This is a genomic window from Ruegeria sp. BB6, from assembly GCF_056539385.1.
In genome coordinates, this window is sequence record NZ_JBQFUW010000001.1 from 612,254 (window position 1) to 637,622 (window position 25,369).

The 25,369-nt window shown below is 58.8% G+C and carries 24 protein-coding genes; 12 read left to right on the forward strand and 12 right to left on the reverse strand.

Annotated features, from left to right (window positions below):
- Positions 1 to 4 precede the first annotated feature (4 nt).
- Entirely contained in the window at positions 5 to 520 is a 516-nt protein-coding gene (locus ACR0B7_RS02985) for a PaaI family thioesterase (RefSeq protein ID WP_170484746.1), read from the reverse strand.
- Complete coding sequence (locus ACR0B7_RS02990; RefSeq protein ID WP_170382336.1) at positions 520 to 939, reverse strand: PaaI family thioesterase; 420 nt, start codon at positions 937 to 939, stop codon at positions 520 to 522. Before ACR0B7_RS02990 ends, ACR0B7_RS02985 begins: the two co-directional genes overlap by 1 nt.
- Before the next feature lie 113 nt (positions 940 to 1,052).
- On the opposite strand from ACR0B7_RS02990, the gene ACR0B7_RS02995 reads away from it, so the two are divergent.
- The 8 genes from ACR0B7_RS02995 to ACR0B7_RS03030 all read left to right on the forward strand — a co-directional run bounded on the left by ACR0B7_RS02995 (position 1,053) and on the right by ACR0B7_RS03030 (position 8,929).
- Entirely contained in the window at positions 1,053 to 1,421 is a 369-nt protein-coding gene (locus ACR0B7_RS02995) for a MerR family transcriptional regulator (protein ID WP_170576679.1), read from the forward strand.
- A gap of 313 nt (positions 1,422 to 1,734) precedes the next feature.
- Complete coding sequence (locus tag ACR0B7_RS03000) at positions 1,735 to 2,136, forward strand: MerR family transcriptional regulator (protein WP_170576680.1); 402 nt, start codon at positions 1,735 to 1,737, stop codon at positions 2,134 to 2,136.
- 47 nt (positions 2,137 to 2,183) lie between these two features.
- The gene (locus ACR0B7_RS03005) at positions 2,184 to 3,965 is read left to right on the forward strand and encodes an acyl-CoA dehydrogenase C-terminal domain-containing protein (RefSeq protein ID WP_170484742.1); all 1,782 of its coding nucleotides are present in this window, start codon (positions 2,184 to 2,186) and stop codon (positions 3,963 to 3,965) included.
- 54 nt (positions 3,966 to 4,019) lie between these two features.
- Positions 4,020 to 4,232, forward strand: a complete 213-nt coding sequence (locus ACR0B7_RS03010) for a hypothetical protein (protein ID WP_170382328.1) — start codon at positions 4,020 to 4,022, stop codon at positions 4,230 to 4,232.
- Positions 4,233 to 4,383: 151 nt separating this feature from the next.
- Positions 4,384 to 5,022, forward strand: coding sequence for a glutathione S-transferase family protein (locus ACR0B7_RS03015; protein ID WP_170576681.1), 639 nt, complete (start codon positions 4,384 to 4,386; stop codon positions 5,020 to 5,022).
- Between the two features lie 12 nt (positions 5,023 to 5,034).
- Positions 5,035 to 6,246 carry an acetyl-CoA C-acetyltransferase gene (locus tag ACR0B7_RS03020; RefSeq protein ID WP_170484735.1) on the forward strand — a complete coding sequence of 404 codons (1,212 nt, stop codon included), beginning with the start codon at positions 5,035 to 5,037 and terminating at the stop codon, positions 6,244 to 6,246.
- Positions 6,246 to 6,731, forward strand: coding sequence for a cupin domain-containing protein (locus tag ACR0B7_RS03025; protein WP_170484733.1), 486 nt, complete (start codon positions 6,246 to 6,248; stop codon positions 6,729 to 6,731). Before ACR0B7_RS03020 ends, ACR0B7_RS03025 begins: the two co-directional genes overlap by 1 nt.
- Positions 6,728 to 8,929: a 3-hydroxyacyl-CoA dehydrogenase NAD-binding domain-containing protein gene (locus ACR0B7_RS03030; protein WP_170484730.1), complete on the forward strand. Its 2,202-nt coding sequence runs from the start codon at positions 6,728 to 6,730 to the stop codon at positions 8,927 to 8,929. Before ACR0B7_RS03025 ends, ACR0B7_RS03030 begins: the two co-directional genes overlap by 4 nt.
- A 117-nt stretch (positions 8,930 to 9,046) precedes the next feature.
- Here the strand turns inward: ACR0B7_RS03030 and ACR0B7_RS03035 are convergent, their stop codons facing one another.
- Positions 9,047 to 9,703 (reverse strand): sulfotransferase family 2 domain-containing protein, encoded by a 657-nt coding sequence (locus ACR0B7_RS03035; protein ID WP_170484728.1) that lies wholly within the window; start codon positions 9,701 to 9,703, stop codon positions 9,047 to 9,049.
- Complete coding sequence (locus ACR0B7_RS03040) at positions 9,700 to 10,635, reverse strand: DMT family transporter (RefSeq protein WP_170484726.1); 936 nt, start codon at positions 10,633 to 10,635, stop codon at positions 9,700 to 9,702. The genes ACR0B7_RS03035 and ACR0B7_RS03040 overlap by 4 nt, the downstream gene beginning before the upstream one ends.
- A gap of 151 nt (positions 10,636 to 10,786) precedes the next feature.
- Here ACR0B7_RS03040 and ACR0B7_RS03045 point away from each other — a divergent pair, with 151 nt between their 5' ends.
- A complete protein-coding gene (locus tag ACR0B7_RS03045; protein ID WP_170484724.1) occupies positions 10,787 to 11,800 on the forward strand; it encodes a hypothetical protein in 1,014 nt (337 codons plus the stop codon).
- Positions 11,801 to 11,805: 5 nt separating this feature from the next.
- Here the strand turns inward: ACR0B7_RS03045 and upp are convergent, their stop codons facing one another.
- From upp to ACR0B7_RS03080, 7 genes are all read right to left on the reverse strand, one after another.
- Positions 11,806 to 12,438, reverse strand: coding sequence for a uracil phosphoribosyltransferase (gene upp / locus ACR0B7_RS03050; protein ID WP_170382313.1), 633 nt, complete (start codon positions 12,436 to 12,438; stop codon positions 11,806 to 11,808).
- Positions 12,435 to 13,421: an adenosine deaminase gene (locus tag ACR0B7_RS03055; protein WP_170484722.1), complete on the reverse strand. Its 987-nt coding sequence runs from the start codon at positions 13,419 to 13,421 to the stop codon at positions 12,435 to 12,437. The genes upp and ACR0B7_RS03055 overlap by 4 nt, the downstream gene beginning before the upstream one ends.
- On the reverse strand, positions 13,418 to 14,629 hold the full coding sequence (locus tag ACR0B7_RS03060) for a phosphopentomutase (protein WP_170484720.1): 1,212 nt from the start codon (positions 14,627 to 14,629) through the stop codon (positions 13,418 to 13,420). The genes ACR0B7_RS03055 and ACR0B7_RS03060 overlap by 4 nt, the downstream gene beginning before the upstream one ends.
- Positions 14,626 to 15,933 (reverse strand): thymidine phosphorylase, encoded by a 1,308-nt coding sequence (locus tag ACR0B7_RS03065; protein ID WP_170484718.1) that lies wholly within the window; start codon positions 15,931 to 15,933, stop codon positions 14,626 to 14,628. The genes ACR0B7_RS03060 and ACR0B7_RS03065 overlap by 4 nt, the downstream gene beginning before the upstream one ends.
- Positions 15,934 to 15,937: 4 nt before the next feature.
- Complete coding sequence (locus ACR0B7_RS03070; protein ID WP_170382307.1) at positions 15,938 to 16,330, reverse strand: cytidine deaminase; 393 nt, start codon at positions 16,328 to 16,330, stop codon at positions 15,938 to 15,940.
- 102 nt (positions 16,331 to 16,432) lie between these two features.
- Positions 16,433 to 17,530: a cupin domain-containing protein gene (locus ACR0B7_RS03075; RefSeq protein WP_480680876.1), complete on the reverse strand. Its 1,098-nt coding sequence runs from the start codon at positions 17,528 to 17,530 to the stop codon at positions 16,433 to 16,435.
- The gene (locus ACR0B7_RS03080; protein ID WP_170570225.1) at positions 17,499 to 18,197 is read right to left on the reverse strand and encodes a hypothetical protein; all 699 of its coding nucleotides are present in this window, start codon (positions 18,195 to 18,197) and stop codon (positions 17,499 to 17,501) included. Before ACR0B7_RS03080 ends, ACR0B7_RS03075 begins: the two co-directional genes overlap by 32 nt.
- A 187-nt stretch (positions 18,198 to 18,384) precedes the next feature.
- Between ACR0B7_RS03080 and ACR0B7_RS03085 the strand changes: the two genes are divergently transcribed.
- The 3 genes from ACR0B7_RS03085 to ACR0B7_RS03095 all read left to right on the forward strand — a co-directional run bounded on the left by ACR0B7_RS03085 (position 18,385) and on the right by ACR0B7_RS03095 (position 24,338).
- Entirely contained in the window at positions 18,385 to 20,658 is a 2,274-nt protein-coding gene (locus tag ACR0B7_RS03085) for an NADP-dependent malic enzyme (protein WP_170484712.1), read from the forward strand.
- Between the two features lie 255 nt (positions 20,659 to 20,913).
- On the forward strand, positions 20,914 to 22,803 hold the full coding sequence (gene prpE / locus ACR0B7_RS03090) for a propionate-CoA ligase PrpE (RefSeq protein WP_170417671.1): 1,890 nt from the start codon (positions 20,914 to 20,916) through the stop codon (positions 22,801 to 22,803).
- A gap of 95 nt (positions 22,804 to 22,898) precedes the next feature.
- On the forward strand, positions 22,899 to 24,338 hold the full coding sequence (locus ACR0B7_RS03095; RefSeq protein ID WP_170570223.1) for an amidase family protein: 1,440 nt from the start codon (positions 22,899 to 22,901) through the stop codon (positions 24,336 to 24,338).
- Between the two features lie 259 nt (positions 24,339 to 24,597).
- Here the strand turns inward: ACR0B7_RS03095 and ACR0B7_RS03100 are convergent, their stop codons facing one another.
- Positions 24,598 to 25,359: an NAD kinase gene (locus tag ACR0B7_RS03100; RefSeq protein ID WP_170382295.1), complete on the reverse strand. Its 762-nt coding sequence runs from the start codon at positions 25,357 to 25,359 to the stop codon at positions 24,598 to 24,600.
- Positions 25,360 to 25,369: the final 10 nt, after the last annotated feature.

Genomic DNA, 25,369 nt, shown 5'->3' on the forward strand with positions numbered 1-25,369 from the left:
GCTACTATTTCTGGGCTGGCGGCTGAGGCATCAGGAAATGCCCTGTGGCCTGCGCATAGGGACGCGCGTGATTGTCCTGCCACGCCTCAACCCGAACAGAGGCATACCGTCGCCCCGAGCGGCTGACGAAAGCCCGTGCATACGCGTCTCGCGGCAGGCCAGAGCGCAAGTAGTCAACGGTGAAATCCACCGTTTTGGGAAAGCGCACGGAGTCATCCTTGAAGATGTCGCTCGCATCCAGTTCGCCGCTTTCGATCCGGGGAAAAAAGTATTCCCAACTCAAGGTGATCACGGCCGTCACTTCGAGAAAGGCCGCTGTGACGCCCCCGTGCAAAGCTGGCAGAAACGGGTTTCCGATCAGCTTGTCGTCAAAATTCAGAACGCCGGTCAGTTCATCCCCGCGCCGATCAAATCCGATATTGAGGAACCGGATATAGGGCACACCATCAACGATTGCGTTCAACGCAGCGTCGCGGCGTTGCTTGACGACTTGCATGGGCTCAGGACGGGTACGTGCCATTACAGCCCCTCCACGGTGAAAGACCCGGATGCCGTCGCCACTGGCAGATCCTGATCTTCGTCCATTGCAGTAGCTCGGACAAAAGCAACGTTGCGCGTGATGTGATAGCAGGTCGCATGTGTTGTGATGCTCTGCCCCGGCGTGGCGGCTCGCATATAGTCGATCCGCAGATCAATCGTGGCCGTCCCGCCGGGGGCCGAAGGGTGGCTCATGACCGCCGCGCCGCAACAGGTGTCCAACACGGCAAAGACCGCCCCCCCGTGGATCACCCCGGTGCGCGGATCACCCACAAGATCCTTGCTGTATGGCATCGTGATCCCGGCCTCGCCATTGCCGATTTTGGTCAGCGTCATGCCCAAGGCTCTGGCATGAGGAATCGCCTCGATGAACTGACGCGCGATAGCTGATTTGTCGACCATGTACTTGTGTCCTCTTGGTTTCTCCCTTTATGAGCGAGGGGCTAGTAAAAGAGCAAGCCTGCCTGTTGCGCTTGATGCCGGCACGCCATAGGCTAATTCAGAGGAGATCAGGAATGACTGACGACCGATTATCATTCAAAGAGATGTGCGCCGAGTTTGACGTAACTCCACGCACCCTGCGCTACTATGAATATATCGAACTTCTGCAGCCCGAAAGGGAAGGAAGATCGCGCTGTTATGGTCCTCGGGAATGTGCCCGGATGACATTAATCATGCGGGGCAGAAAATACGGATTTCCTCTGGAAGACATCCGCCAATGGCTTTTGATCTACGAAGATCAGGGAACTCAGGCCCAGATGAAAACATTCGTGGAAGTGGCCGACCAGCAGTTGATCGAGCTGGACAAGCAAAGAAAACAACTGGACGAAGCGATCGACGCGCTCAAGCAAATGCGTGAGCAAACTGCCAAGTCGCTAGAATGACTGAAGGGCAGCCACCGCTGCCCGATCCCTTGACCCTCTCCCCAAGAAATTTCCAAGGCCCGCACCCCGCATGCGCAAGAACTCCTGTACAGTTCTCGCTGCGGGATCAAGCCGGTGCACCGCGTTAGCGACACGATTTCGTGACGCTACGTTCGTAGAATTCCCGCCCTCAGAACCTTGACGCGAGTGGATGTTACGTCAACTTATTTGTGACGTAGCGTTTGCATTACGCGAACGTCATCTCCGTGTTGTAAGAGGCGCATCAACTGCGCAACTGACCTTGATAGACGCCAGTGACAAGAGTGCTGAAACCATGACCGAAGATCTGCTGACCATTCGTGAAATGTGCGAGACATACGATGTCACGCCCCGCACATTGCGATTTTACGAGGACAAGGAACTTTTGTTTCCCATCCGTGAAGGGCAGAAACGCCTGTTCACCAAGCGTGATCGGGCGCGATTGAAACTGATCCTTCGCGGGAAACGTTTCGGGTTCAGCCTGGAAGAGATCCGGCAACTGCTGGATCTGTATCATGTGGGTGATCAGCAGATGACACAGATGACCCGCACATTCGATATCGCCCGCGAACGTCTGGCGGATATGGAATCGCGCCGCGAGGAGCTGACACAGGCCATCGACGATCTAAAGGAACAGTTGCGTTGGGGCGAGAAAGTTATCGCCTCGATGAAAAATGACAAAAACGCCGCCGAGTGACTTGGCGGTCTCAATCTCCGGACATCTGAATTTAAAGGGAGCTTCAAATGCCCGTTTACAACGCGCCAACAAAAGACATGCAGTTCATCCTGCACGAAGTACTGAACGTTTCGGGATCGGATATTCCCGGATACGACGAACTCGAGGCCGAATTCACCGGCGCCGTGCTGGAAGAAGCCGGTAAAATCGCCTCGAACGTTCTGCACCCGCTGAACGTCGTGGGTGACACCGAAGGCTGCCGCCTTGAGAACGGCATCGTCTACACGCCGACCGGCTTCAAAGACGGTTTCGAGCAGATGAAAGAGGGCGGCTGGACCGGTCTGGACATGCCCGAAGAATTCGGCGGCCAGAATATGCCCTACGTCATTGGCAGCGCCGTTGGCGAATTCTTCCAATCTGCAAACCAGGCGTTCACCATGTATCAGGGTCTGACCCACGGTGCAGCCTCGGCGATCCTGGCGCACGGCACGGACGAGCAGAAGGCAAAATACCTGCCCAACATGGTCAGCTGTGAATGGACCGGCACCATGAACCTGACCGAACCGCATTGCGGCACCGATCTGGGCCTGATGCGCACCAAGGCTGAACCGCAGGACGATGGCAGCTATAAGGTGTCGGGTCAGAAGATCTTTATCTCGGCCGGTGATCACGACATGGCCGACAACATCATCCACCTGGTTCTGGCCAAAATCCCCGGCGGCCCCGAAGGTATCAAGGGCGTTTCGCTGTTCATCGTGCCCAAGTTCATGGTCAACGACGACGGCTCGCTGGGCGAGCGCAACGGCGTCTCGGTTGGCAAGATCGAAGAAAAGATGGGCATCCACGGCAACTCGACCTGTGTGATGAACTATGACGAGGCCACCGGCTTCTTGCTGGGTGACCTGCATAAAGGTATGCGCGCCATGTTCACCATGATGAACGAAGCGCGTCTGGGTGTGGGCATGCAGGGTCTGGCACAGGCCGAAGCCGCCTATCAGAACGCTGTGGAATACGCCAAAGACCGTCTGCAAGGCCGTGATGTGACAGGTGTGAAAAACCCCGATGGCCCGGCCGATCCGTTGATCGTGCATCCGGACATCCGTCGTAACCTGATGGATCAGAAAAGCTTTGCCGAAGGCGCGCGCGCGTTTGTTTTGTGGGGCGCTACGCTGATCGACCAGGCGCATCGCAAGGATGACAAGGACGCGGACGGCCTCATCTCGTTGCTGACTCCGGTCATCAAGGGCTTCCTGACCGATCAGGGTTATGACATGACCGTTCAGGCGCAGCAGGTTTACGGCGGTCACGGCTACATCGAAGAATGGGGCATGTCGCAATATACCCGCGACGCTCGGATCGCGATGATCTACGAAGGCGCGAACGGCGTTCAGGCTCTGGATCTCGTTGGTCGTAAACTGGCCACCGATGGCGGCAAGCACGTCATGGCCTTCTTCGAGATCGTCAAGAATTTCTGCAAGGAAAACGGCGGCCAGAATGAAGCCTTTGACAAGGCATTCATCGAACCGCTCAAGGCGGCATCCAAGGACCTGCAGGCGGCTGGCATGTACTTCATGCAGAACGGTGCGAAGAATCCGAACCACGCGCTGTCCGGCTCGAACGACTTCATGCACATGTTCGGCCATGTCTGCCTGGGTCTGATGTGGGCGCAGATGGCAAAAGCCGCTTACGCAGCCCTTGACGGTGGCACCTCGGATACCGAGTTCTACGAGACCAAGATTGCCACCGGCCAGTTCTACATGGCGCGTCGCCTGCCTGCCACGGGTCTGCACCTGTCGCGCATCCAGACCGGCGCTGACACAGTGATGGCGCTGGAGGCGGCAAGCTTCTGATCCTTATCTGGTTCCGGGGGAGACCTCGGAACCAGTTCCTCGGGAGGGAAAGATATGCCAAAACGATTTCGCCTGACCCGCCGGTTTCCGGTCGCCATGACCGAGGACGGGTACCGCAAGCTGAAGGGGTTTGCCCGCGAAGCTGGTCTGGACGAAGGCGAAGCGCTGTCATTCCTTTTTGAAAACTTCAACAGCGTCATAGATCAGGACAACCTGACTCACCGCCTGCGCGTTTTCAATTCCGAACTAGAGGCGCGCAAGCGCTGAATCACGAACAAAGTTTACCAGGGAACAAACGTAGTTTCAGCAAGAAGAAACATTCCGAAAAGACCGCAACGTCATTCCAGAGAAACACTTTCTTCTTGCTAAAGAGACGCATGATTCACAGTCGGCAACACGCCACGGGAGGGGCGCCGCAATGACCATAAAACTGTATTGTTTCGGCGAAAGCGGCAACTCTTACAAAGCTGCTCTGGCGCTAGAATTGTCCGGCCTGAATTGGGAACCGGTCAAAGTCGATTTCTTCAAGGGTGAGACTCGGTCTGCTGAATATCGTCAGAACGTCAATGAGATGGGCGAAGCGCCGGTCTTGATCGACGGCGATTTTCGCACAAGCCAATCTGGTGCGATCCAAGCCTATATCACCGAAAAAACCGGCAAGTTCGGCGGCACCTCCCATGAGGAGAAATACGAAGTTCTGCGCTGGGTGCTTTGGGACAACCACAAGCTAAGTTCGATGGCAGGAATGACCCGTTTCCTGATGAATTTTCTGCCTGAAGAACACCGCAATGCAGATGTCATTGCATTTAATCAGGGTCGCCTGAAGGCCGCCTACCAAGTTCTGAACGCGCATCTGGACGGCCGCGACTGGATCGTGGGCAACGCCCCGACCAACGCCGATTTCAGTTGCTGCGGCTATCTTTATTACCCCGAACCCTTTGGCTTTGACCGAGCCGAATGGCCCCACATCGACGCTTGGTTGACTCGGCTATCCGAACAACCCGGCTGGAAACACCCCTATGACCTGATGCCCGGCAATGCGCCGGATCGAGCTTAAGGAGAGCTACTCATGACCGAAGCTTATATCTATGACGCCCTGCGCACCCCGCGCGGCAAGGGCCGCAAGGATGGCAGCCTGCACGAGGTGACCTCGGTGCGCCTGTCGGCCGTTGCCCTGAACGCAATGAAAGAGCGGAACAACCTCGAAGGGCACGCCGTCGAGGACGTGATCTGGGGCAACGCCACGCAAGTAATGGAACAAGGCGGCTGTCTGGCCCGTACTTCGGTTCTGGCCTCGGACCTGGACGAGCGTATCCCCGGCCTGTCGATCAACCGTTTCTGCGCCTCGGGCATGGAGGCCGTAAACCTGGCCGCCAACCAGGTCAAAGGTGGTGCCGGTGACGGCTATATCGCTGGTGGCGTCGAGATGATGGGCCGCGTGGCAATGGGTTCGGACGGCGCTGCGATCGCTGTTGATCCTTCGGTGGCAATGGACACCTATTTCGTGCCGCAGGGGATTTCCTCGGACATTATCGCGACCGAATACGGCTTTACCCGTGATCAGGCCGACCAGCTGGCGATGGAATCGCAGCGTCGTGCAGCGCAGGCATGGGAAGAAAACCGGTTCGAGAAATCGGTCATCTCGGTCAAGGACCGCAACGGCCTGACCATTCTGGACCGCGACGAGTACATGCGCCCCGGCACCGACATGCAAAGCCTCGGCAGCCTGAACCCCGCCTTCCAGATGATGGGCGAACAGATGCCCGGTTTCGACAAGGTCGCACTGCTGAAATACCCGCACCTGGAAAAGATCAACCACATCCACCACGCGGGCAACAGCTCGGGCATCGTGGACGGGGCTGCGGCTGTTCTGATCGGCAACAAGGAATTTGGTGAAAAGCACGGCATCAAGCCGCGCGCACGCATCAAAGGCACCGCCAAGATCGGTCTGGACCCGACCATCATGCTGACCGGCCCCGTGCCCGTCACCGAGAAAATCCTGGCCGACACCGGCATGGCGATCTCTGACATGGATCTGTTTGAAGTCAACGAAGCCTTCGCCTCGGTGGTTCTGCGCTTCCAGCAGGCGTTTGATGTCGATCCCGAGCTGGTCAACGTCAATGGCGGCTCGATCGCGATGGGTCACCCGCTGGGCGCAACCGGTGCGATCATCATCGGCACCCTGCTGGACGAGCTGGAACGCCAAGACAAGGAAACCGGTCTGGCGACCCTGTGTGTGGCTTCCGGCATGGGTGCGGCCACGATCATCGAGCGGGCGTAATGCCCAAGCTGGATCTCACTCAGATCCCGTTTCAGGGCGGCTCGGCCTATCCCGGCAAGCTGGCCGAGGCGACCGCAGGTCGTTTCGTACAGCGCATCGGTGATGCGGGCGGGCTTACCCAATACGGGGTCAACATCGTGCGGTTGGAACCGGCGGGGCAATCCTCGTTGCGTCACTACCACATGGAGCAGGACGAGTTCGCCATTGTGCTAACCGGCACCTGCACCCTGATCGACGACGATGGTGAGCATGAGATGCAGCCCGGCGACTGCGCCGCTTTCCCGTCTGGTGAGCCTAACGGACACCAACTTGTGAATAATACCGATGCGCCCGCGACCTTTTTGGTGGTGGGCACGCGGACCCCGACCGAGACCGGCTATTACAGCGATATCGACATGATGGTGAAGGATGACGAGAACGGATTTTCCTTCACCCGTAAAGACGGCAGCCCCCTGACGGCTGACCAGATTGGAGACGACGGATGACCGAGTTTACGCTCAGCAAAGACGCAGATGGCGTCGCAACAATCACCTGGGATGTTCCCCGTAAATCAATGAACGTGATGTCCTATGACGGGCTGTCGCAATTGAACGACTGCATCGATCAGGCATTGGCCGATGACGAGATCAAGGGCGTCATCATCACAAGCGGCAAAGAAGGCTCTTTCGCCGGCGGAATGGACCTGAACCTGCTGGCCGTCATGAAAGAACAGGCCGGTGATGATCCAGCCAAGGGTCTGTTCGAGGGCACGATGAACATTCACGCCCTGCTGCGCAAAATCGAACTGGCAGGCATGGACCCCAAAACCAAAAAGGGCGGCAAGCCGATTGCGACCGTTCTGCCCGGCACTGCCGCAGGGATCGGCATGGAGCTGCCCCTGTCCACACACCGTATCTTTGCGGGCGAAAACCCCAAGGCCAAATACGGTCTGCCCGAAATTCTGATCGGTATCTTCCCCGGCGCGGGCGGTACAACCCGGATGGTCCGCAAGGTTGGCGCGATTGCTGCTGCACCTTTGCTGCTGGAAGGTAAGCTGCTGGACGTCAAGAAAGCCAAGGGTGCCGGCTATGTCGACGAGATCGCAGCCGATCCGATGGCCGCAGCCAAAGAGTGGGTTCTGAACGCGAAGGACGCCGACCTGGTCAAACCTTGGGATGCCAAGGGGTACAAGATGCCCGGTGGCGCTCCGTTCAGCCCGGCTGGTTTCCCGAACTTCGTCGGTGCCGCCGCGATGGTGCACGGCAAGACCCAAGGCGCCTTCCCTGCGGCCAAGGCTCTGCTAAGCGCGGTCTACGAAGGCGCGCTGGTTGACTTCGACACCGCCATTCGCATCGAAGCCCGCTGGTTCACAACCGTCCTGTTGAACCCGTCATCGGGCGCGATGATCCGCTCGTTGTTCCTTAACAAAGAAGCTCTGGAAAAAGGCGCTGTGCGTCCTGCGGGTATTCCGGATCAGTCGGTCAAGAAGATCGGCGTTCTGGGCGCAGGCATGATGGGTGCCGGTATCGCTCTGGTTTCGGCGCAGGCCGGGATGGAGGTTGTGCTGATCGACCGTGATCAGGCTGCCGCCGACAAGGGCAAAGCCTACACCGAAGCGTATCTGGACAAAGGTATGAAGCGTGGCAAGGTCACGGCCGAAAAGAAAGAAGCCATGCTGGGCCGCATCACCGCGACGCCCGAGCTTGAGCAACTGCAAGGCTGTGATCTGATCATCGAGGCCGTCTTCGAGGATCCGGGTGTCAAGGCCGAGATGACCAAGAAGGTCGAGGCGATCATCCCCGAGGATTGCATCTTTGCGTCGAACACGTCGACCCTGCCGATCACCGATCTGGCCAAGGCCAGCGTGCGGCCTGAGCAGTTCATCGGCATCCACTTCTTCTCGCCGGTCGAGAAGATGTTCCTTGTCGAGATCATCAAGGGCAAGGAAACCGGGGATCGCGCGGTCGCCAAGGCGCTGGACTATGTGCGCCAGATCCGCAAGACGCCGATCGTGGTCAATGACGCGCGGTTCTTCTACTGCAACCGCTGCATCATTCCTTACGTCAACGAAGGCGCGCGGATGATCACCGAAGGCGTCAGCGCCGTTCTGATCGACAACGCGGCCCGTCAACTGGGCTTCCCGGTGGGTCCGATCAACCTGACGGACGAGACCTCGATTGATCTGGGTGCCAAGATTGCCCGGGCGACCAAGGCCGCGATGGGTGATGCTTATCCCGAAAGCTCGGCAGATGACCTGATTTTCTGGATGGAAGAACAGGGCCGTCTGGGTCGCAAGGCCAACGCTGGTTTCTTCGACTATGACGAAAAGGGCAAGCGCCTGGGCTATTGGAAAGGTCTACAGGAGAAGTATCCGCTGGCCGACGAGCAGCCCGACCTGATCGAGGTTCAGGAACGTCTGATGTTCGCGCAGGTTCTGGAAGCCGTCCGCGCGCTGGAAGAAGGCGTGGTGGAAGACATCCGCGAAGCCGATGTGGGCGCGATCCTGGCCTGGGGCTTTGCGCCGTGGTCCGGTGGCCCGCTTAGCTGGGTTGACATCATCGGCACGCCTTACGCCGCCGAGCGCTGCGACCAGCTGGCCGCCAAATATGGCGAGCGTTTCGCTTGCCCGCCGCTGCTGCGTGAGATGGCCGAAAAAGGCCAGACCTTCTATGGCCGCTTCGACCCCGAAGCCAAAGCTGCCTAAACGAAAAAAGCTGGCGCATGACCCTATGCGCCAGCTTTCCAATTTCTGTGAAGCCCGCACCTATCTTGTTGCTGAGCTTCACCGCGCAACCCTCTCAAATATTGTTTGAATTCACGATCAGGACGACGGGTCGAACTGGTACCCAAACCGGTCGATATCTTCTGCGCATGCACGCGTAATAGCCGACGTGGTGCGGTCTGAGTAATATTGCCTGTACCCTTCGGAACGCAGAGACGGGTTCAGGCGCGGCAGATCGAACCGAAATCCAAGATGCGCAAATAGCGGTTCTGCATCCTGCTCAAAATGTTCCAGCCGAATGTAGGCCCGGCAACACTCCCGCCCCTGTGCCGTGGTCATATATTGGCGCGCTGGATGCTTTTGAAATGATCGCAATGTTGCGGGGTGCAAGACGAAGTCTTCAAAAGGCGGTGCCTTGGCCAGCGAGACCGCAGGATGGTCAAAATCCTGATCCTGCAACCAGTGGAAATAGCTGACCATTCGGTCCCAAGGATTGCGTACCAGCGTGAAGGTAAACATATCCTTCAACTCGTCGGCTGTGAGAACACCATCGATATCCGCGAGTGTCGAGTGTTTCCACAGCCGTCCTCGGGCACTAAGCGACTTGGCCCGCTTGCGACGCCTCTTGGCTTTGGGTGTGTCCCCCAACAAAATGTCATCTTTCATCGCACGCTGTTCCAGCGCCAGTGAAAGCGATGTCCCCCCCGTTTTGGGAATGTGGACGAAAACATAGCGCCGCCCCCGCGAAATAATCACGCTGACACCTTTCGCGCTGCTTCGCGCGAGGCGCGCCACCCCAACAATGCCCCAGCCGTGGCGATCAGACCAATTCCCACCGTCTGCAACATTCCGATTGTTTGGCCGAAGGCGACCCATGCAAAAAGCGGTCCAAAAACCATAACCGAGTATTCAAAGACCGCGACATATGACGGCTCGCCAATCTGGTATGACTTGATCAGCATAAAAACGGCAATCGTTGACCCTCCGGCCTGCAACAAAATCCAAGGGACAGCAGGCATCATATTGGATTCCCACCCGCGGGTCGCAAAGCCTTGCGCTCCGGCGGCAGACTCCAGCGGAAAAACGGACAGGACTACAAGCCCGATTGCCCCGGCCATCCCCAAGGTGATGACCATGGCCGCCAATAGCGAAACAGTACTTTCCTCAGAGCAATGGCTGCGCGTGATTATGGCGCTCAGGGCATAGAACAAGCCCCCTGCAACAGGCAGTAAGCTCAACGTGTCAAACTCATACGGATTCGGCTGCAAGACGCATAAGATACCGCAAAACCCAAGGATGACCGCAAAGATGCGCCACGGCCCGATGGTCTGTTTCAGCCACAGGGCCGAGATCAAAAGCACGAAGATCGGTGACGTGAACAATCCCGCCAGCGCCTGGGCAATCGGCATCAGCGCCAATGACGAAAAGTAGAACAACATGGCCAGGGTGATCAGAACACTGCGCAGAACAACCGGCCCCAGCCGTTTCGGGCGCAAGTTGCCCAGCCCCATCAGCGACAGCCCGGCAATCAGCGGCAACATCAGCAAAGAACGGCTTAGGTGGAACTGCCACAATCCGATCGTTTCGGCCAACAAAACAACCACATTATCGATCACCCCGATAATCGCCATGGCGCTGATCATCAGTATCGACGCGAGTATTGGTGATGTCTGCGCTTCTGACTGCATCTGCCGCCCTGACACTGATCCCGACCGCGAAGTTTTCCCCGCGCGTCGTGATATCCAGCACAATTCCCGATTGACGTGCAACAGGTTTGCGCCATTGGATTTTAGCGTGCTAAACTAAGTTCAAATAAAAAAACGAGCAGACCTCACCTTGATGACGGCATTGAAACAGTACCAACGGATCGAAGCCACCGGTCTGTGGCGTCCCTCGCCTGATGTGCAACGGCGCGAGGTCGTGGTTTCGATTGGCGAAGCAACCCTGACGATTTCGGATTTCAATGACCGCGCCCTGACACATTGGTCACTGGCCGCACTAGAGCGGCAGAATCCCGGCAGCTTTCCCGCGATATTCAACCCCGACGGTGACCCGGAAGAAACGCTGGAACTGGCGGAATCCGAAACCACGATGATCGAAGCCATCGACCGCCTGCAACGCGCAATCGACCGCGCGCGGCCACATCCGGGTCGGCTGCGCTGGCTGAGCGTTGCGGGCGTTGTCGGGGCAGTTCTTGCGCTTTTGCTGCTATGGGTGCCGGCGGCCTTGCAAAACCACGTTGTGTCTGTGGTGCCAGAGATCAAAAGGCAGGACATCGGCGACGCCATCCTGAGCCGGATCGAAAGGGTATCTGGGCAGGCTTGCACCTCAGCGGATGCACAGGACGCACTGGACCGATTGGCAGAGCGGACGGGGGTTCGCAGCGTTGTTATCCTGCCAGCGGGCGTGCAAAGCAGCCTCAGCCTGCCCGGAGGGATCATCCTTCTGAACCGGTCATTGGTCGAAGACCACGAAGACCCCTCGGTCGCGGCAGGCTATATCATCGCCGAGCGCGCGCAGGCCGCGGCGCAGGATCCACTGGACGATCTTCTGGACCGAACCGGAGCACGCTCTGCCTTTCGTCTGCTCACGACCGGAGAGCTGACACCCGAGATCGTCGATACCTATACCGAGCAAGTCTTGTCAGAGCCGCGCCCGACATTGCCCGACGACGACCTGCTTGAGCTTTTCGCGCAAGTCGCCCTTCCCTCGACCCCGTATGCCTATGCAATGGACGTGACAGGCGAGACTGTTCTTGGCTTGATCGAGGCCGACCCGATGGCGGGACGACCTTTGCAACAGGTGCTGCTGGACCGCGATTGGGTCCGGCTTCAGAACATCTGCGGAGAGTAGATCGCTTATTTGGTGCCGAACATCCGGTCCCCGGCGTCACCGAGACCCGGCATGATATAGCCTTTGGAGTTCAGTTCGCGATCCAGCGAGGCGGTCACGATATGAACATCGGGGTGCGCCTCTTTCATACGCGCAACACCTTCGGGGGCCGCCAACAAGCACAGGAACCGGATATCGGTGGCGCCCGCCTCTTTCAGCAGGTCGATCGCTGCGGCCGAGCTGTTGCCCGTGGCCAGCATCGGATCGACGGCGATGACAAGGCGGTCTTTCAATCCTTCGGGCGCTTTGAAGTAGTACTGAACAGGTTTCAGCGTTTCTTCATCCCTGTACAGCCCCACAAACCCCACGCGGGCCGAGGGGACCAGTTCCAGCACACCATCCAGCATCCCGTTGCCAGCCCGCAGAATGGACACCAGCGCCAGTTTCTTACCTGCCAGTATCGGGGCGTCCATCTCCTCCATCGGGGTTTCGATATGCCGGGTGGTCAGGGGCATCTCGCGCGTGATCTCATAGGCCAGCAGCAGCGTAATCTCGCGCAGTAGCTGACGGAAAACGGCGGTCGATGTGCCCTTGTCCCGCATGAGCGTCAGTTTGTGCTGAACCAGCGGGTGGTCGACGACGGTCAGGTGTTCGCTCATGATCTCTCCAGTCTTTTTTTTACCCGCGCGCGGGTCTCTTCATCGCAAAAGGCCGCTGTCAGGGCCGTTTCATTCAGGGCTGCAAAATCGTCGGCTGTCCAGCCGAAGGCTTTGGCCAGCATCTCATATTCCCGTCGCATTGTGGTATGGAAAAACGGGGGATCGTCGGTTGAAACCGTCACTTTAACACCAGCGTCCCGCAGATTTGCGATTGGGTGGGCCGAAAACTCGGGGAAAAGCCCCAGAACCACGTTCGAGCCGGGGCAGACCTCAAGCGTCACCTCGCGATCCACCAGTTCGTGGACAAGATCGGGGTCTTCGTGCGCGCGAACCCCATGGCCGACACGCTCTACGCCCAGTTCGCGAATGGCGTCCCTAACGCTTTCAGGGCCGCCGAATTCACCCGCATGAGTGGTCAGGCGCAACCCGGCTTCGCGCGCGCAGTCAAAGGCCCACTTGTAATCTCCCTGCGTTCCAACGGATTCGTTGCCGCCCATTCCAAAGCCGGTGATCCAGTGCCCCGCAGTTTCCGCAGCGCACCGGGCGCTGACCTTGGCCTGTTCCGCCCCGAAATGACGCACACAAGTGACGACACCGCGCAGAGTGATATCGTATTTCCGTTCGGCCTCATCAGCCGCGTCCTGAATGGCATTCAGGTAGTCGCGCCACGCGTGCAGATCACCGCCGCCACAGAAATCGGGGCTGAGGAAGGTTTCCGAATAGACCACACCGTTCGCCGCACTTTCTTCAAGGATCGCCAGCGTAAGCCGTCGAAAATCCTCGGGCGATTTCAGCACTTCGCAGGCGGCCTCATACACGCTGAGGAAATGAGCGAAATCGCGGAAATCATAGCTGCCGTCCGGCTTGAAAATCCCACTCAGGTCGATGCGTTTTTCATGGGCCAACTGGCGGATAAAGGCGGGTGGTGCCGCGCCTTCGTGATGCAGATGCAGTTCGATCTTAGGCAGGTCTGCTACGGTCATAGAAAACTCCGTCCCGGCCCTTGGGCCGGAATGTTCAAATGGGTCGCAATGCTTGCGGCGATATCAGCGAAATCGACGGCTCCGATTTCACCCGCGCCCAGTCCGGCGATCAACACCGGCACTTGTTCACGCGTGTGGTCCGTTCCGATCCAGCTTGGATCATTTCCGTGATCTGCGGTCAACAGCATCATATCTCCGGGACGCAGGCGCGAAAGAAGGGCGCCGATCTCACGATCAAACCATTCCAACGCACGGGCATAGCCGCTGATATCCCGGCGGTGACCATAAAGGCTGTCAAACTCGACGAAATTGGCAAAGGTCAGGCTGCCCTCTTCGGCTTCGTCCACCAGATCGGACAGGTGCCCCATCAGTTCCGCATCCGAGCCCTTGCGCAGCGTATCAATCCCCTGCATCGAGAAGATGTCGCCGATCTTGCCCACCGCGTGCACCCGCCGCCCCGCGTCCTGAACCCAGTTCGTCAGAACCGGCGCAGGCGGTAGGATGGCAAAGTCCTTGCGGTTGGTTGTGCGCGTAAAGCCCGTGTCCGGTGAGCCGATGAAAGGACGGGCGATCACCCGCCCAACCTTCATTTCGTGCAGCCGAGGGGCAAGCGCACGGCACATGTCCAAAAGACGCTCAAGACCAAAACTTTCTTCATGGGCGGCGATCTGAAAGACGCTGTCTGCCGACGTATAGCAGATGGGCCAACCCGTTCGCATATGCTCGGCCCCCAATTCCGCGATGATCGCTGTGCCCGAGGCATGGCAATCGCCCAAAATCCCTTCTGTTCCAGCCGCTTGTGCGGCAGCATGGCTCAGATCATCGGGAAAACTGGGGGTTGTATCGGGGAAATAGTGCCAGTCCCAAGGGACGGGCAGACCTGCCAATTCCCAGTGCCCTGACGGTGTGTCCTTGCCCCGCGAATGCTCGCGCGCGCAGCCCCAAAGACCGATTGGTTCGGCCTGCAACCCAGGCGTATCTGCGCCAGAGGCCAGCCGAGTGGCCGCCCCCAGCCCCAACGCATCTAAATTCGGCAAGCGCAGCGGCCCAGACCGCCCTTCTTCGGCCCGACCCTCGGCGCAGGCCTGCGCAATATGGGCCAGCGTGTTAGCCCCTATATCCGGCACGTCACCGTTAAAGAACCGATCCGCGTCCGGTGCGCCACCGATGCCAACCGAGTCCATGACGACCAGAAATGCACGGCTCATGCTGTGATCCTTTCGTGCACGATACCCGAAAGCGACGGGCTTTCAGGGCCAAGGCTGATGGCGTGCAAGACCGATAGTGCGGCCTGACGCGCCGCATCCTCACGGGCGGCGTGGATCACGGCCAGGGGCGCGCCCTTGTCAATCTTGTCGCCCAACCGGACGATATCGGAAATGCCAACGGCCGGGTCGATCACGTCATCCTCGACCTGTCGGCCACCGCCTAGCGCAACAACGGCAAGGCCCAGCGCCTCACCATCCATTGCGGTCACATATCCGCTGGAAGGTGCCGGAACCTCAAGAATAACGCTGGCTTCGGGCAAATACCGCGACCAGTTTTCGACAAAGTGCAACGGGCCGCCAACGGCAGCCATCATGCGCCCGAACCGTTCCGCGGCGCGGCCATTGCGGATGACCTCGGCGACCTTGTCGCGCCCTTCATCCAGCGTTGAGACCATTCCGGCATCGACCAGCAGAACACCGCCCAGTTCTGCCGATATCTCGGCCAGAGGTGCATTTTGCCCACCGGTCAGAACCTTCATGACCTCGCAGATTTCCAACGCGTTCCCCAGTGCCGGGGCCAAGGGCTGGTTCATATCGGTGATCACGGCCGATGTCCGGCACCCGGCAACATTGGCTGTCTCGGTCAATGCCTTCGCCAGATTGCGCGCGTCCTCATGCGTTTTCATGAACGCGCCGCTGCCAACCTTGACGTCCAGAACCAGAGCGTCCGGGCTGGCCGCCAGTTTCTTGGACAGGATCGAAGCGGTGATCAGATCAAGGCTTTCTACCGTCGCGGTAACATCCCGGATCGCGTAAAGCCGCTTGTCCGCCGGTGCGATCTGCCCCGTCGCGCCGACGATGGCCGCCCCCTCATCGCGCAATATCTGGGCCAGTCGGTCTTGCCCGATCTGCGTGGAAACACCGGGGATGGCTTCGAGCTTGTCCAGCGTTCCTCCGGTATGGCCCAGCCCACGGCCAGAGATCATGGGAACATAAGCGCCCAATTCTGCCAGCGCCGGGGCCAGCACCAGACTGACGCTGTCGCCCACGCCACCGGTCGAGTGTTTATCGATCACCGGGCCGTCAACGTCCCACGTCAGAACCTCACCGCTGTCGCGCATCGCGACGGTCAGATCGGCCCGTCCCTGCGCGCCTAGCCCACCCATGCAGACAGCCATTGCAAAGGCTCCGGCCTGCGCGTCACTGACCCCGCCATCCGCAAGTCCCTGCGCAAACCAGTTCAACTCGGCAGCCGTTGGAACCTCAGACCGGCGCAACTTTGCGATAATCGAACGGGCGTCCATGCGATCAGACATCCTCCATATGCGATGCGTCGAACGCGCCGGGCAAAAGGTCACCGATCGTTGTCACCAATTCCGCGCCGTCCACGCTGGCCAATGTCACCTTAACGTCTCGCTTACCGAACTCAGCCAGCTTTTGCCTGCATCCCCCGCAAGGCGGCACAGGCTGAGGGGACGAGGCCACCACATACACTTCGGTCAAGCCCTGCTCACCCGCGGCGACCATGGCAGCGATCGCTCCGGCTTCGGCACAGGTGCCTTCGGGGTAGGCCACGTTTTCGACATTGCACCCGGCATATACCTGACCCGAGGCCGACCGGATCGCCGCGCCGACCTTAAAGTTGGAATAGGGCGCGTATGCGTTTTCCCGAACCGAAAGTGCTGCGTCTTTCAATGTCATGGCGAATCCCCAATTTTTGATCATCTGGTCAGAAAGTAATACCCTAAAGGAATGCACTCGGGGAATTGAAGCCCCAAGCACAGATTTCCTGAACCAAATCGGTTAGTCCAGCACCGTGTTAAAGACACCCGGCAGCGTGACCTCCAACAGTTCGACGTCGTCCGACGGGTCGGCCAATCGGGTGCGCATGCCGGGCGGGATGACAAAAGCGTCCCCCTGCTCCAACCGGTACGGATCGCGCCCTTCGCCCTCAAGCGTCACTTCGCCGTTCATGACGAAGGTAAAGTGGATGTCGGTATCATGCGCTGCCCATGCCGGCTCACCCTGCCCTTTGCGCACCACCTGCACCCCGGCCACACCCTTGGTGTTTTCGGCAATCGTGGTATCCCGGCAAACATAACCGGGCAGCCGGAACGCCCCCCATTCTGCACCCTCGGCCCGGTTAAAGACGAACTTCTGGCCCTGCCATTCCCGGTCTGGTCGGTGGTGCGCGGTGGGGAGTGTCATGTCGTGGTCAATCTCGGTGACGTGCTCGGCTGGCACACCTATCTCGATCACTTGTACGTTGTCTGATGCTTCAAGCACGCGATGACGAATTTCCGGCGGCTGGATAAAGCAATCGCCGGCTGTCAGTCGCATCTTGTCGCCCTGATCCTCGTAAACCACGTCCACCCAGCCGAGGATGCAAAAGATCAACTGAAACCCGACCTTGTGGAAATGCACCATGTCCGGCACCGGTCCGCCATCCGGTATCCGGATATGGCTGGCGATGATCGACCCGCCCAAGCGGTCGGGCACCAGATCGCGGTAATGCATCCCGGCGCGCCCAACAATCCACGGCGCCTGATCCTTGAGCCGCCGCACCACAAACGAATGAACCGTATCCGGCATCACCATCGGAGGGTTGAGTTGTTCGATCTCGACCCGCGTACCATTCGGGGCGATCAATGAGCGCTGACCACCGGCAAACCCGTCAGGATCATCGGTCAGAATACGCAGTGTCCCCGGACTTTCCGGTGCATCCTTTTCAATCCGAAGTCGCAGCCCGTGCCCTGAAAACACTGCGACACGCGGATCATCAGCGGGATAGATCATATCCATCCGCATACCCAGAACCTTGGTAAAAAAGGGAATGTCGTCGCGCAGTTCCTGCGTCGGCAGTCGAAATTCAGCGCGGGTCTGGTTGGGGCTGTCCGTCATTCAATGTCCCATCGATTTCAGCTTTGGGCCATCCGATCAGAACGGAGGCCAAAATGCCAATCGAAAAGAACATCTCGAGCATTTCTTCAAGCACGAAAAAACGCACCATCATGATGCCGGAAAACACCTCACGGTAGAGGAAAGATACTTCCTCAAGCCCTTGGGCGACGACTGCACAGGTGCCCGCCAACACGAAAATCACAAGAAACGGCGCGCGACCCCTAGCAGCACGAAACGCGTTTGGTATGCCATGCCAGACCAACCCACCCAGAACGATCAAACCCAACGCTATTCTGACGGCGGTCATATCAAGCGCGGCATCCAGACCGGTCAGAACCTCAAACGGCATACTGCCTACGGGGTATATGTCGGCATCCAGTTCTCTTTCTGCCAATAGCAGGCAGACCAGCCCGATATACATCCGCTTGATACCGGGAAAGCGGTAGAACGCAGCAAGACCCGCAGAAAAAAGCGCCGCCGCGGACAAAGTCTCGATCAAGCCGCCTTCCTGATTGAGCGTAGAACTCTGGACGGGCCAAAGGGCGGCGACACCGAGCAAAACAGCGCCCAAAGCCAACGCAGCCCGAAACGCAATCCACCCGGAACCGAGGAACACTTTTTCCGTAGGAAAAACGTTCCCGGCCTGAAACTCGTCTTTATAGCTCATGGGTGTCCTTTGGTGCCAGACAGGATTGCGACGATTTCGCAGATGCCGGAACGTAACCACTTTGCGACGGATTTCAACCAAGCGGGCAATACAAGGTTTCAAAACTGTTGCAGATTGACGCAACGTAGCCAAGCCGGAAAAAATAGTTTAACCCTCAACCAAATTTCGGAAGGGAGATGAATCGCCGATGTCTGACACACCTAGCCTGCGGCAGGCCGCGCTTGATTATCATGCCCATCCGAAACCCGGAAAGCTAGAGATCAAAGCGACCAAACCTATGGCCAACGGCCGCGATCTGGCGCGTGCCTACTCGCCCGGCGTGGCCGAGGCCAGCCTTGAAATCAAGGCAGACGCGGAAAATGCCGAGCTCTATACGGCTCGTGGAAATCTTGTGGCGGTGGTATCCAATGGCACGGCCGTTCTAGGGCTGGGCGATATCGGGGCGTTGGCTTCCAAACCCGTGATGGAAGGCAAGGCCGTCCTGTTCAAGAAATTCGCGGGGATTGACTGTTTCGACATCGAGGTGGATCAGCCTGACCCTGAAAAGCTGGCCGATATCGTCTGCGCGCTGGAACCGACCTTTGGCGCGATCAATCTGGAAGACATCAAGGCACCGGACTGTTTCATTGTTGAAAAGCTGTGCCGGGAACGGATGAATATCCCTGTTTTCCACGACGACCAGCACGGTACTGCCATCGTTGTCGGGGCCGCCGCCAAGAACGCCCTGCACGTGGCTGACAAGAAATTCGAGGACATCAAGGTGGTCTCAACCGGCGGCGGAGCGGCGGGGATTGCCTGTCTCAGCATGTTGGTCAAGCTGGGCGTCAAGCGCGAGAATATCTGGCTGTGCGACATTCACGGGCTGGTCTACGAGGGCCGCTCCGAGGATATGAACCCGCACAAGGACCAGTTCGCGCAGAAATCCGACCTGCGCACGCTGGATGACGTGATTGGTGAAGCTGACCTGTTCCTGGGCCTCAGCGGACCAAACGTGCTGAAACCTGAAATGGTGGCAAAAATGGCCAGCCGTCCGATCATTTTCGCGCTGGCCAACCCCACGCCCGAGATTCTGCCCGATGCAGCCCGCGAGGTTGCCCCCGATGCAATCATTGCCACCGGCCGCAGCGATTTCCCCAATCAGGTCAACAACGTCCTGTGTTTCCCATTCATCTTCCGCGGCGCTCTGGACGTTGGTGCGACCGAGATCAACGATGAAATGCAGATCGCTTGTGTGGACGGAATTGCCGAGATGGCCCGCGCCACCACCAGCGCCGAAGCAGCCGCTGCGTACAAGGGTGAACAACTGACCTTCGGGCCAGATTATCTGATCCCCAAACCGTTTGATCCCCGACTGGTTGGCGTTGTGTCCTCGTCTGTCGCCAAGGCCGCGATGGAGAGTGGGGTCGCCAAGCGCCCCATCGAAGATATCGAGGTATATAAAGAGCGGCTGAACCAGACCGTCTTCAAGTCCGCCCTCATCATGCGACCCGTCTTTGAGGCCGCCGCCGCTGCGTCCCGCCGCATCGTATTTGCCGAGGGCGAGGATGAACGTGTCCTGCGTGCCGCTCAGGCCATCCTTGAGGAAACGACAGAGACTCCGATCCTGATCGGACGCCCTGACGTCATCGCCGCGCGATGCGAGCGTCTGGGCCTGACCGTGCGTCCTGGCGAGGACTTGCAGATCGTGAACCCAGAGAACGACCCTCGCTATTATGACTACTGGAATTCATACCACGATCTCATGCAGCGCCGGGGTGTGACGCCAGACCTTGCCAAGGCGATCATGCGGACAAACAGCACGGCGATTGGCGCGATCATGGTTCATCGGGGTGAAGCGGACAGCATGATCTGCGGCACGTTCGGCGAATACCGATGGCACCTGAACTATGTCGAACAAGTGCTGGGTGACGGCGATCTGAGACCGCACGGAGCTCTGTCGCTGATGATCCTTGAGGACGGCCCGTTGTTCATTGCCGATACGCATGTGCGGCAACTGCCCACACCAGAGGAATTGGCCGAAGCCACCCTTGGGGCAGCGCGCCATGTGCGGCGGTTTGGGATTGAACCTAAGATCGCGTTTTGCTCGCAATCTCAGTTCGGCAACCAGGCGGAAGGGTCGGGCAAGCGCCTGCGCGCTGCGTTGGACATTCTCGATTCGGAACCTCGCGACTTTACCTACGAAGGTGAGATGAATTTGGACGTGGCACTGGATCCCGAACTGCGTTCGCGGATCTTTCCGAACTCGCGCCTAGAGGGGGCGGCCAACGTACTGATTTTTGCCCATGCAGACGCAGCCAGCGGGGTCCGCAATATCCTCAAGATGAAGGCCGACGGGCTTGAGGTCGGTCCGATCCTTATGGGGATGGGCAATAAGGCGCATATCGTGACGCCCTCGATAACGGCGCGCGGGTTGCTGAACATGGCGGCCATCGCGGGCACTCCGGTCGCGCATTACGGGTAAGACAGCGCCGGGCATCCTTTTGGATGTCCGGCCTGATTCTGCCGTTGTTTGCACGCAGCTATTTGCAGATTTGCAAATGTGGCATCGCCACACCTTCAAATCCATCGAACACAGTGGATTTGCAAAAATTTGCAATCGAAAATGGTCCTGTCTGCAAATATTTTGCGGTAAAGTGACGCCCCGTCACAGCGGTCGCTTGTGCGGTGCTCTTTGCAGCCCTAACAACAGCGCAGGGAATTTTCGGAGGAGACCACAGTGGCATATCAGGACGTTTACGATAGCTGGAAATCCGATCCAGAGGCATTCTGGATGGAAGCCGCCAAAGGGATAGACTGGGTCCAGCCGCCAACCAAAGCTCTGTTTGACGACAAAGCCCCTCTGTATGAGTGGTTTTCCGACGCCAAGGTGAACACCTGCTGGAACGCGGTGGACCGGCATGTCGAAAATGGCCGGGGCGAGCAGACCGCGATCATCTACGACAGCCCGATCACTCACACCAAGCGCGAGATTTCCTATGTCGAGCTCCGCAATCGTGTGGCGACCCTTGCGGGCGCTTTGCGGGCCAAGGGCATCGAAAAAGGTGACCGGGTGATCATCTATATGCCGATGATCCCCGAAGCGCTGGAGGCAATGCTGGCCTGCGCCCGTCTGGGTGCCGTGCACTCCGTGGTGTTTGGCGGGTTTGCAAGCAATGAACTGGCTGTGCGGATCGATGACGCCAAGCCCAAGGCAATCATCGCGGCCTCTTGCGGGATCGAGCCGGGGCGCGTCGTGCATTACAAACCCCTTCTGGACGGCGCCATTGATCTGGCCAGCCACAAACCCGACTTCTGTGTGATTTTTCAACGCGAACAGGAAGTGGCGCAACTGATTGAGGGGCGAGATTTCAACTGGCACGGCTTTCAATACGGCGTCGAACCCGCGGAATGCGTCCCGGTAGAGGGCAATGATCCGGCATATATTCTGTACACATCGGGCACCACGGGTTTGCCCAAAGGTGTTGTGCGTCCGACGGCCGGTCATCTGGTCGCCCTGAACTGGACGATGAAGAATATCTACGACGTCGATCCCGGCGACGTGTTTTGGGCAGCGTCCGACGTCGGTTGGGTCGTGGGACATTCCTACATCTGCTACGCCCCGCTGATCCACGGCAACACGACCATCGTGTTCGAGGGCAAGCCAGTCGGCACCCCGGATGCGGGGACATTCTGGCGCGTGATAGCTGAGCACAAGGTCAAGAGCTTTTTCACCGCCCCAACCGCCATCCGTGCGGTCAAGCGCGAAGACCCCAAGGGTGAGCTGATCTCGAAATACGACTTGTCCAGCCTGCGCGCGCTGTTCCTTGCAGGTGAACGCGCGGACCCCGACACGATCGAATGGGCGCAGGACGCCCTGAAGGTTCCAGTCATCGACCACTGGTGGCAGACCGAGACCGGGTGGACCATCGCTGGCAACCCGATAGGGATCGAGGAACTACCGGTCAAGCTGGGCTCTCCGGCGAAACCAATGCCGGGCTACGATGTTCAAATTCTGGATGAAGGCGGTCACCCGATGAAACCCGGTGAGCTGGGCGCGATCGCGGTCAAGCTGCCCCTGCCCCCCGGCACTCTGCCGACGCTGTGGAATGCGCAGGACAGGTTCCAAAGCTCATACCTCAACCAATTCCCCGGCTACTATGAAACCGGTGATGCGGGCATGATTGATGAGGACGGATACCTCTACATCATGGCGCGCACCGATGACGTGATCAACGTCGCCGGTCACCGCCTGTCCACCGGCGGGATGGAGGAGGTTCTGGCCGCCCACCCCGATGTGGCCGAGTGCGCGGTCATTGGTGTCACCGATCAGCTGAAGGGGCAAATGCCCGTCGGGTTCCTGTGCCTGAATGCCGGGTGCGAACGCGACCATGCAGAGGTTGTACAGGACGTGGTCAAACTGGTCCGCGAAAAGATCGGCCCGGTTGCGGCGTTCAAACAGGCCGTGGTCGTGGATCGCCTGCCCAAGACACGTTCGGGCAAAATCCTGCGCGGAACGATGGTGTCGATCGCGGACAGCAAGGACTACAAGATGCCTGCAACAATCGACGATCCCGCCATTCTGGATGAGATTACGGACGCGCTGAAAACCATCGGTTACGCCCAGTAATCGGGCTGAGGGGCACGGCGCGTCACCCCCTACCCCGGCTTTTTCTTGCAACCCGTCACCGGGCCTCTACTGTCTGACCAAGACAGTGAGGCCCTATGACATCAAGTGACATCTGGCGTCTGAACGCCACCGATCTGACCGCCCTGACCCGCAATGGGGACATCAGCGCCGAAGACGCCGTGAAATCATCCCTTGACCGAATGCAACAGGTGAACCCGGACCTGAATGCCGTGGTTGAGGATCTGAGTGGCGAAGCCCTGACCCGTGCCAGAAATCTGGACAAGGCCGTGGCCAATGGTGCCGAGCCTGGGCCACTGCACGGCGTCCCCGTGACGATCAAGATCAACGTGGATCAAAAAGGGCACGCGACCTCGAACGGGGTTGTCGCGCTGAAGGATGTGATCGCTCCGGCTGATGCGCCGGTTGTCCGCAATCTTCAGAATGCAGGGGCCATCGTCATTGGGCGCACGAACACGCCAGAATTCTCATTCCGGGCGGATACGGACAACGAACTCCACGGTCGGACGAATAACCCGTGGGGCCGCCACATCTCGCCGGGAGGGTCATCTGGTGGCGCGGGGGCTGCGGTGATGGCTGGAATCGGTGCTCTGGCTCACGGCAATGACATCGGCGGCAGCCTGCGCTTTCCGGCTGCTGCAAACGGAGCCGTGACGGTGAAACCGGGGCTCGAGCGCGTGGCTGCATGGAATCCCAGCCAAAAGACCGAACGGGGATTGCTGGCGCAGTCGATGTCGGTGCAAGGTTTGATCACACGCTCGGCGGCAGATCTGCACCTTTCGATGCCCAGCCTGATCGCGCCCGACCCGCGTGATCCCTTCCATGTGCCGATGCCGTGGCGCGGCCCTGCCGACGACGGCCCGATCAAAGTCGCGTTCACAAAGGACACATTCGGATACGCGCTGCACCCCGAGGTTGACCGGGCCTTGGACACCGCCCGAGACGCGCTGGTAGACGCGGGGTATCACGTCGAGGAAATCGCACCCCCGGATGTATTTGAATGCGGCCGCGGCGGGTATCGCGCCTTGATGGGCGAAGTGCTGACCCTGTTGAAAAGCGATATCGAGGCGGCCGGATCGCAGACCATTCGCGATATCTTTGAGGTCTATTTTCAGGAATTCCCGCCAATCACCGGAACAGACCTGATCGAGATGCTGGGCAAACGTACCCACTACGCCCGTGAATGGTCGCTTTTCTTGCAGGACTACCCGCTGGTGCTCTCTCCGTTTCTGCCGCAGCCTTTCTTCAAACCCGACCGCGACACAGAAGGTGCGGAAGGCGTTCATGAGGTTCTGGGCTGTGCCGTCTATTCCTATGCGATGAATTTCCTTGGCCTGCCTGCGGCCAGTGTCCCCGCGCATCTGGCGAACCTTCCGCAAGGGCCGCAGCCGATCAACGTGCAGATCGCAGCCCGCCGCTGGCGCGAAGACATGGCGGTGGACGCGGCTGCCGCGATCGAAGCGCGCGTCGGCCAGATGTGCCTTCCGCTTTGGGACAAGATGAGCGCGTCAGCGTAAACAAGCGCTCAGAACGAAATAGACCCCGGGTTTTTGTGCCCGGGGTCCGCTTGCTAAAATATGCCCGGAGATCCGATAACGAGCGTAGCACCACCTACCCCCGCCAGCGCGAAAAATGCGCATTCATTTCGAAAACACCGTTGGCGGCCACTCACTCCCACCTTGATGTGTTCTTCGGGCAAGTTCAGATTAAACCAGCGTTAATCCAATTCCTGTGAACTGGTTCACACAAGCCTAAAAATTTTCGTTGGCCGCTGGGTTACGTGAACTGTTCGGAAATAAGACGCTCTTCGAGACCATGACCGGGATCGAACAGAATACGGTGTTGGATGGATGGTTCCGACCTGATCTCGACCCAGTCGATATCGGGGAAAGACACCGAGTCCGCATCCGCCATGACCGGCCGCTTGTCCGCATCCAGCACATCAAACCGGACCTTGGCGATTTTCGGCAGCAACGCTCCGCGCCACCGACGGGGCCGAAATGCTGCAATCGCTGTCAAAGCCAGAACGTCCGATCCGATTGGCAGAATCGGGCCGTGCGCCGAATAGTTATACGCAGTTGACCCCGCAGGCGTGGACAGCAACGCGCCGTCGCAGACCAACTCATCCATGCGAACGCGGCCGTCTACGCTGATCTTCAGCCGCGCGGCCTGAGGACCGGCCCGCAGCAGCGAGACCTCGTTGATCGCCAGCGCCTCGTGCATTTTGCCAGATTGGTCCATTGCACGCATGGCCAACGGGTTGATGACCTCTTCTTCGGCAGCAGCAAGGCGGTCCATCAAATCGGTTTCGTGAAACTCGTTCATCAAGAAACCGATGGTTCCACGATTCATACCGTAAACCGGCGTGTCGAGATGCTGCATATTGTGCAGAGTGTGCAGCATGAAGCCATCTCCGCCCAGCGCAACGACGACGTCAGCATCGCGCGGCGCGGCGTTTCCATAACGCTTGACCAGCTTGTCACGGGCGGATTGCGCCACTTTCACGTCGCTAGCGAGAAAGGCGATTCTCTGGATCATCTTTTGCGGT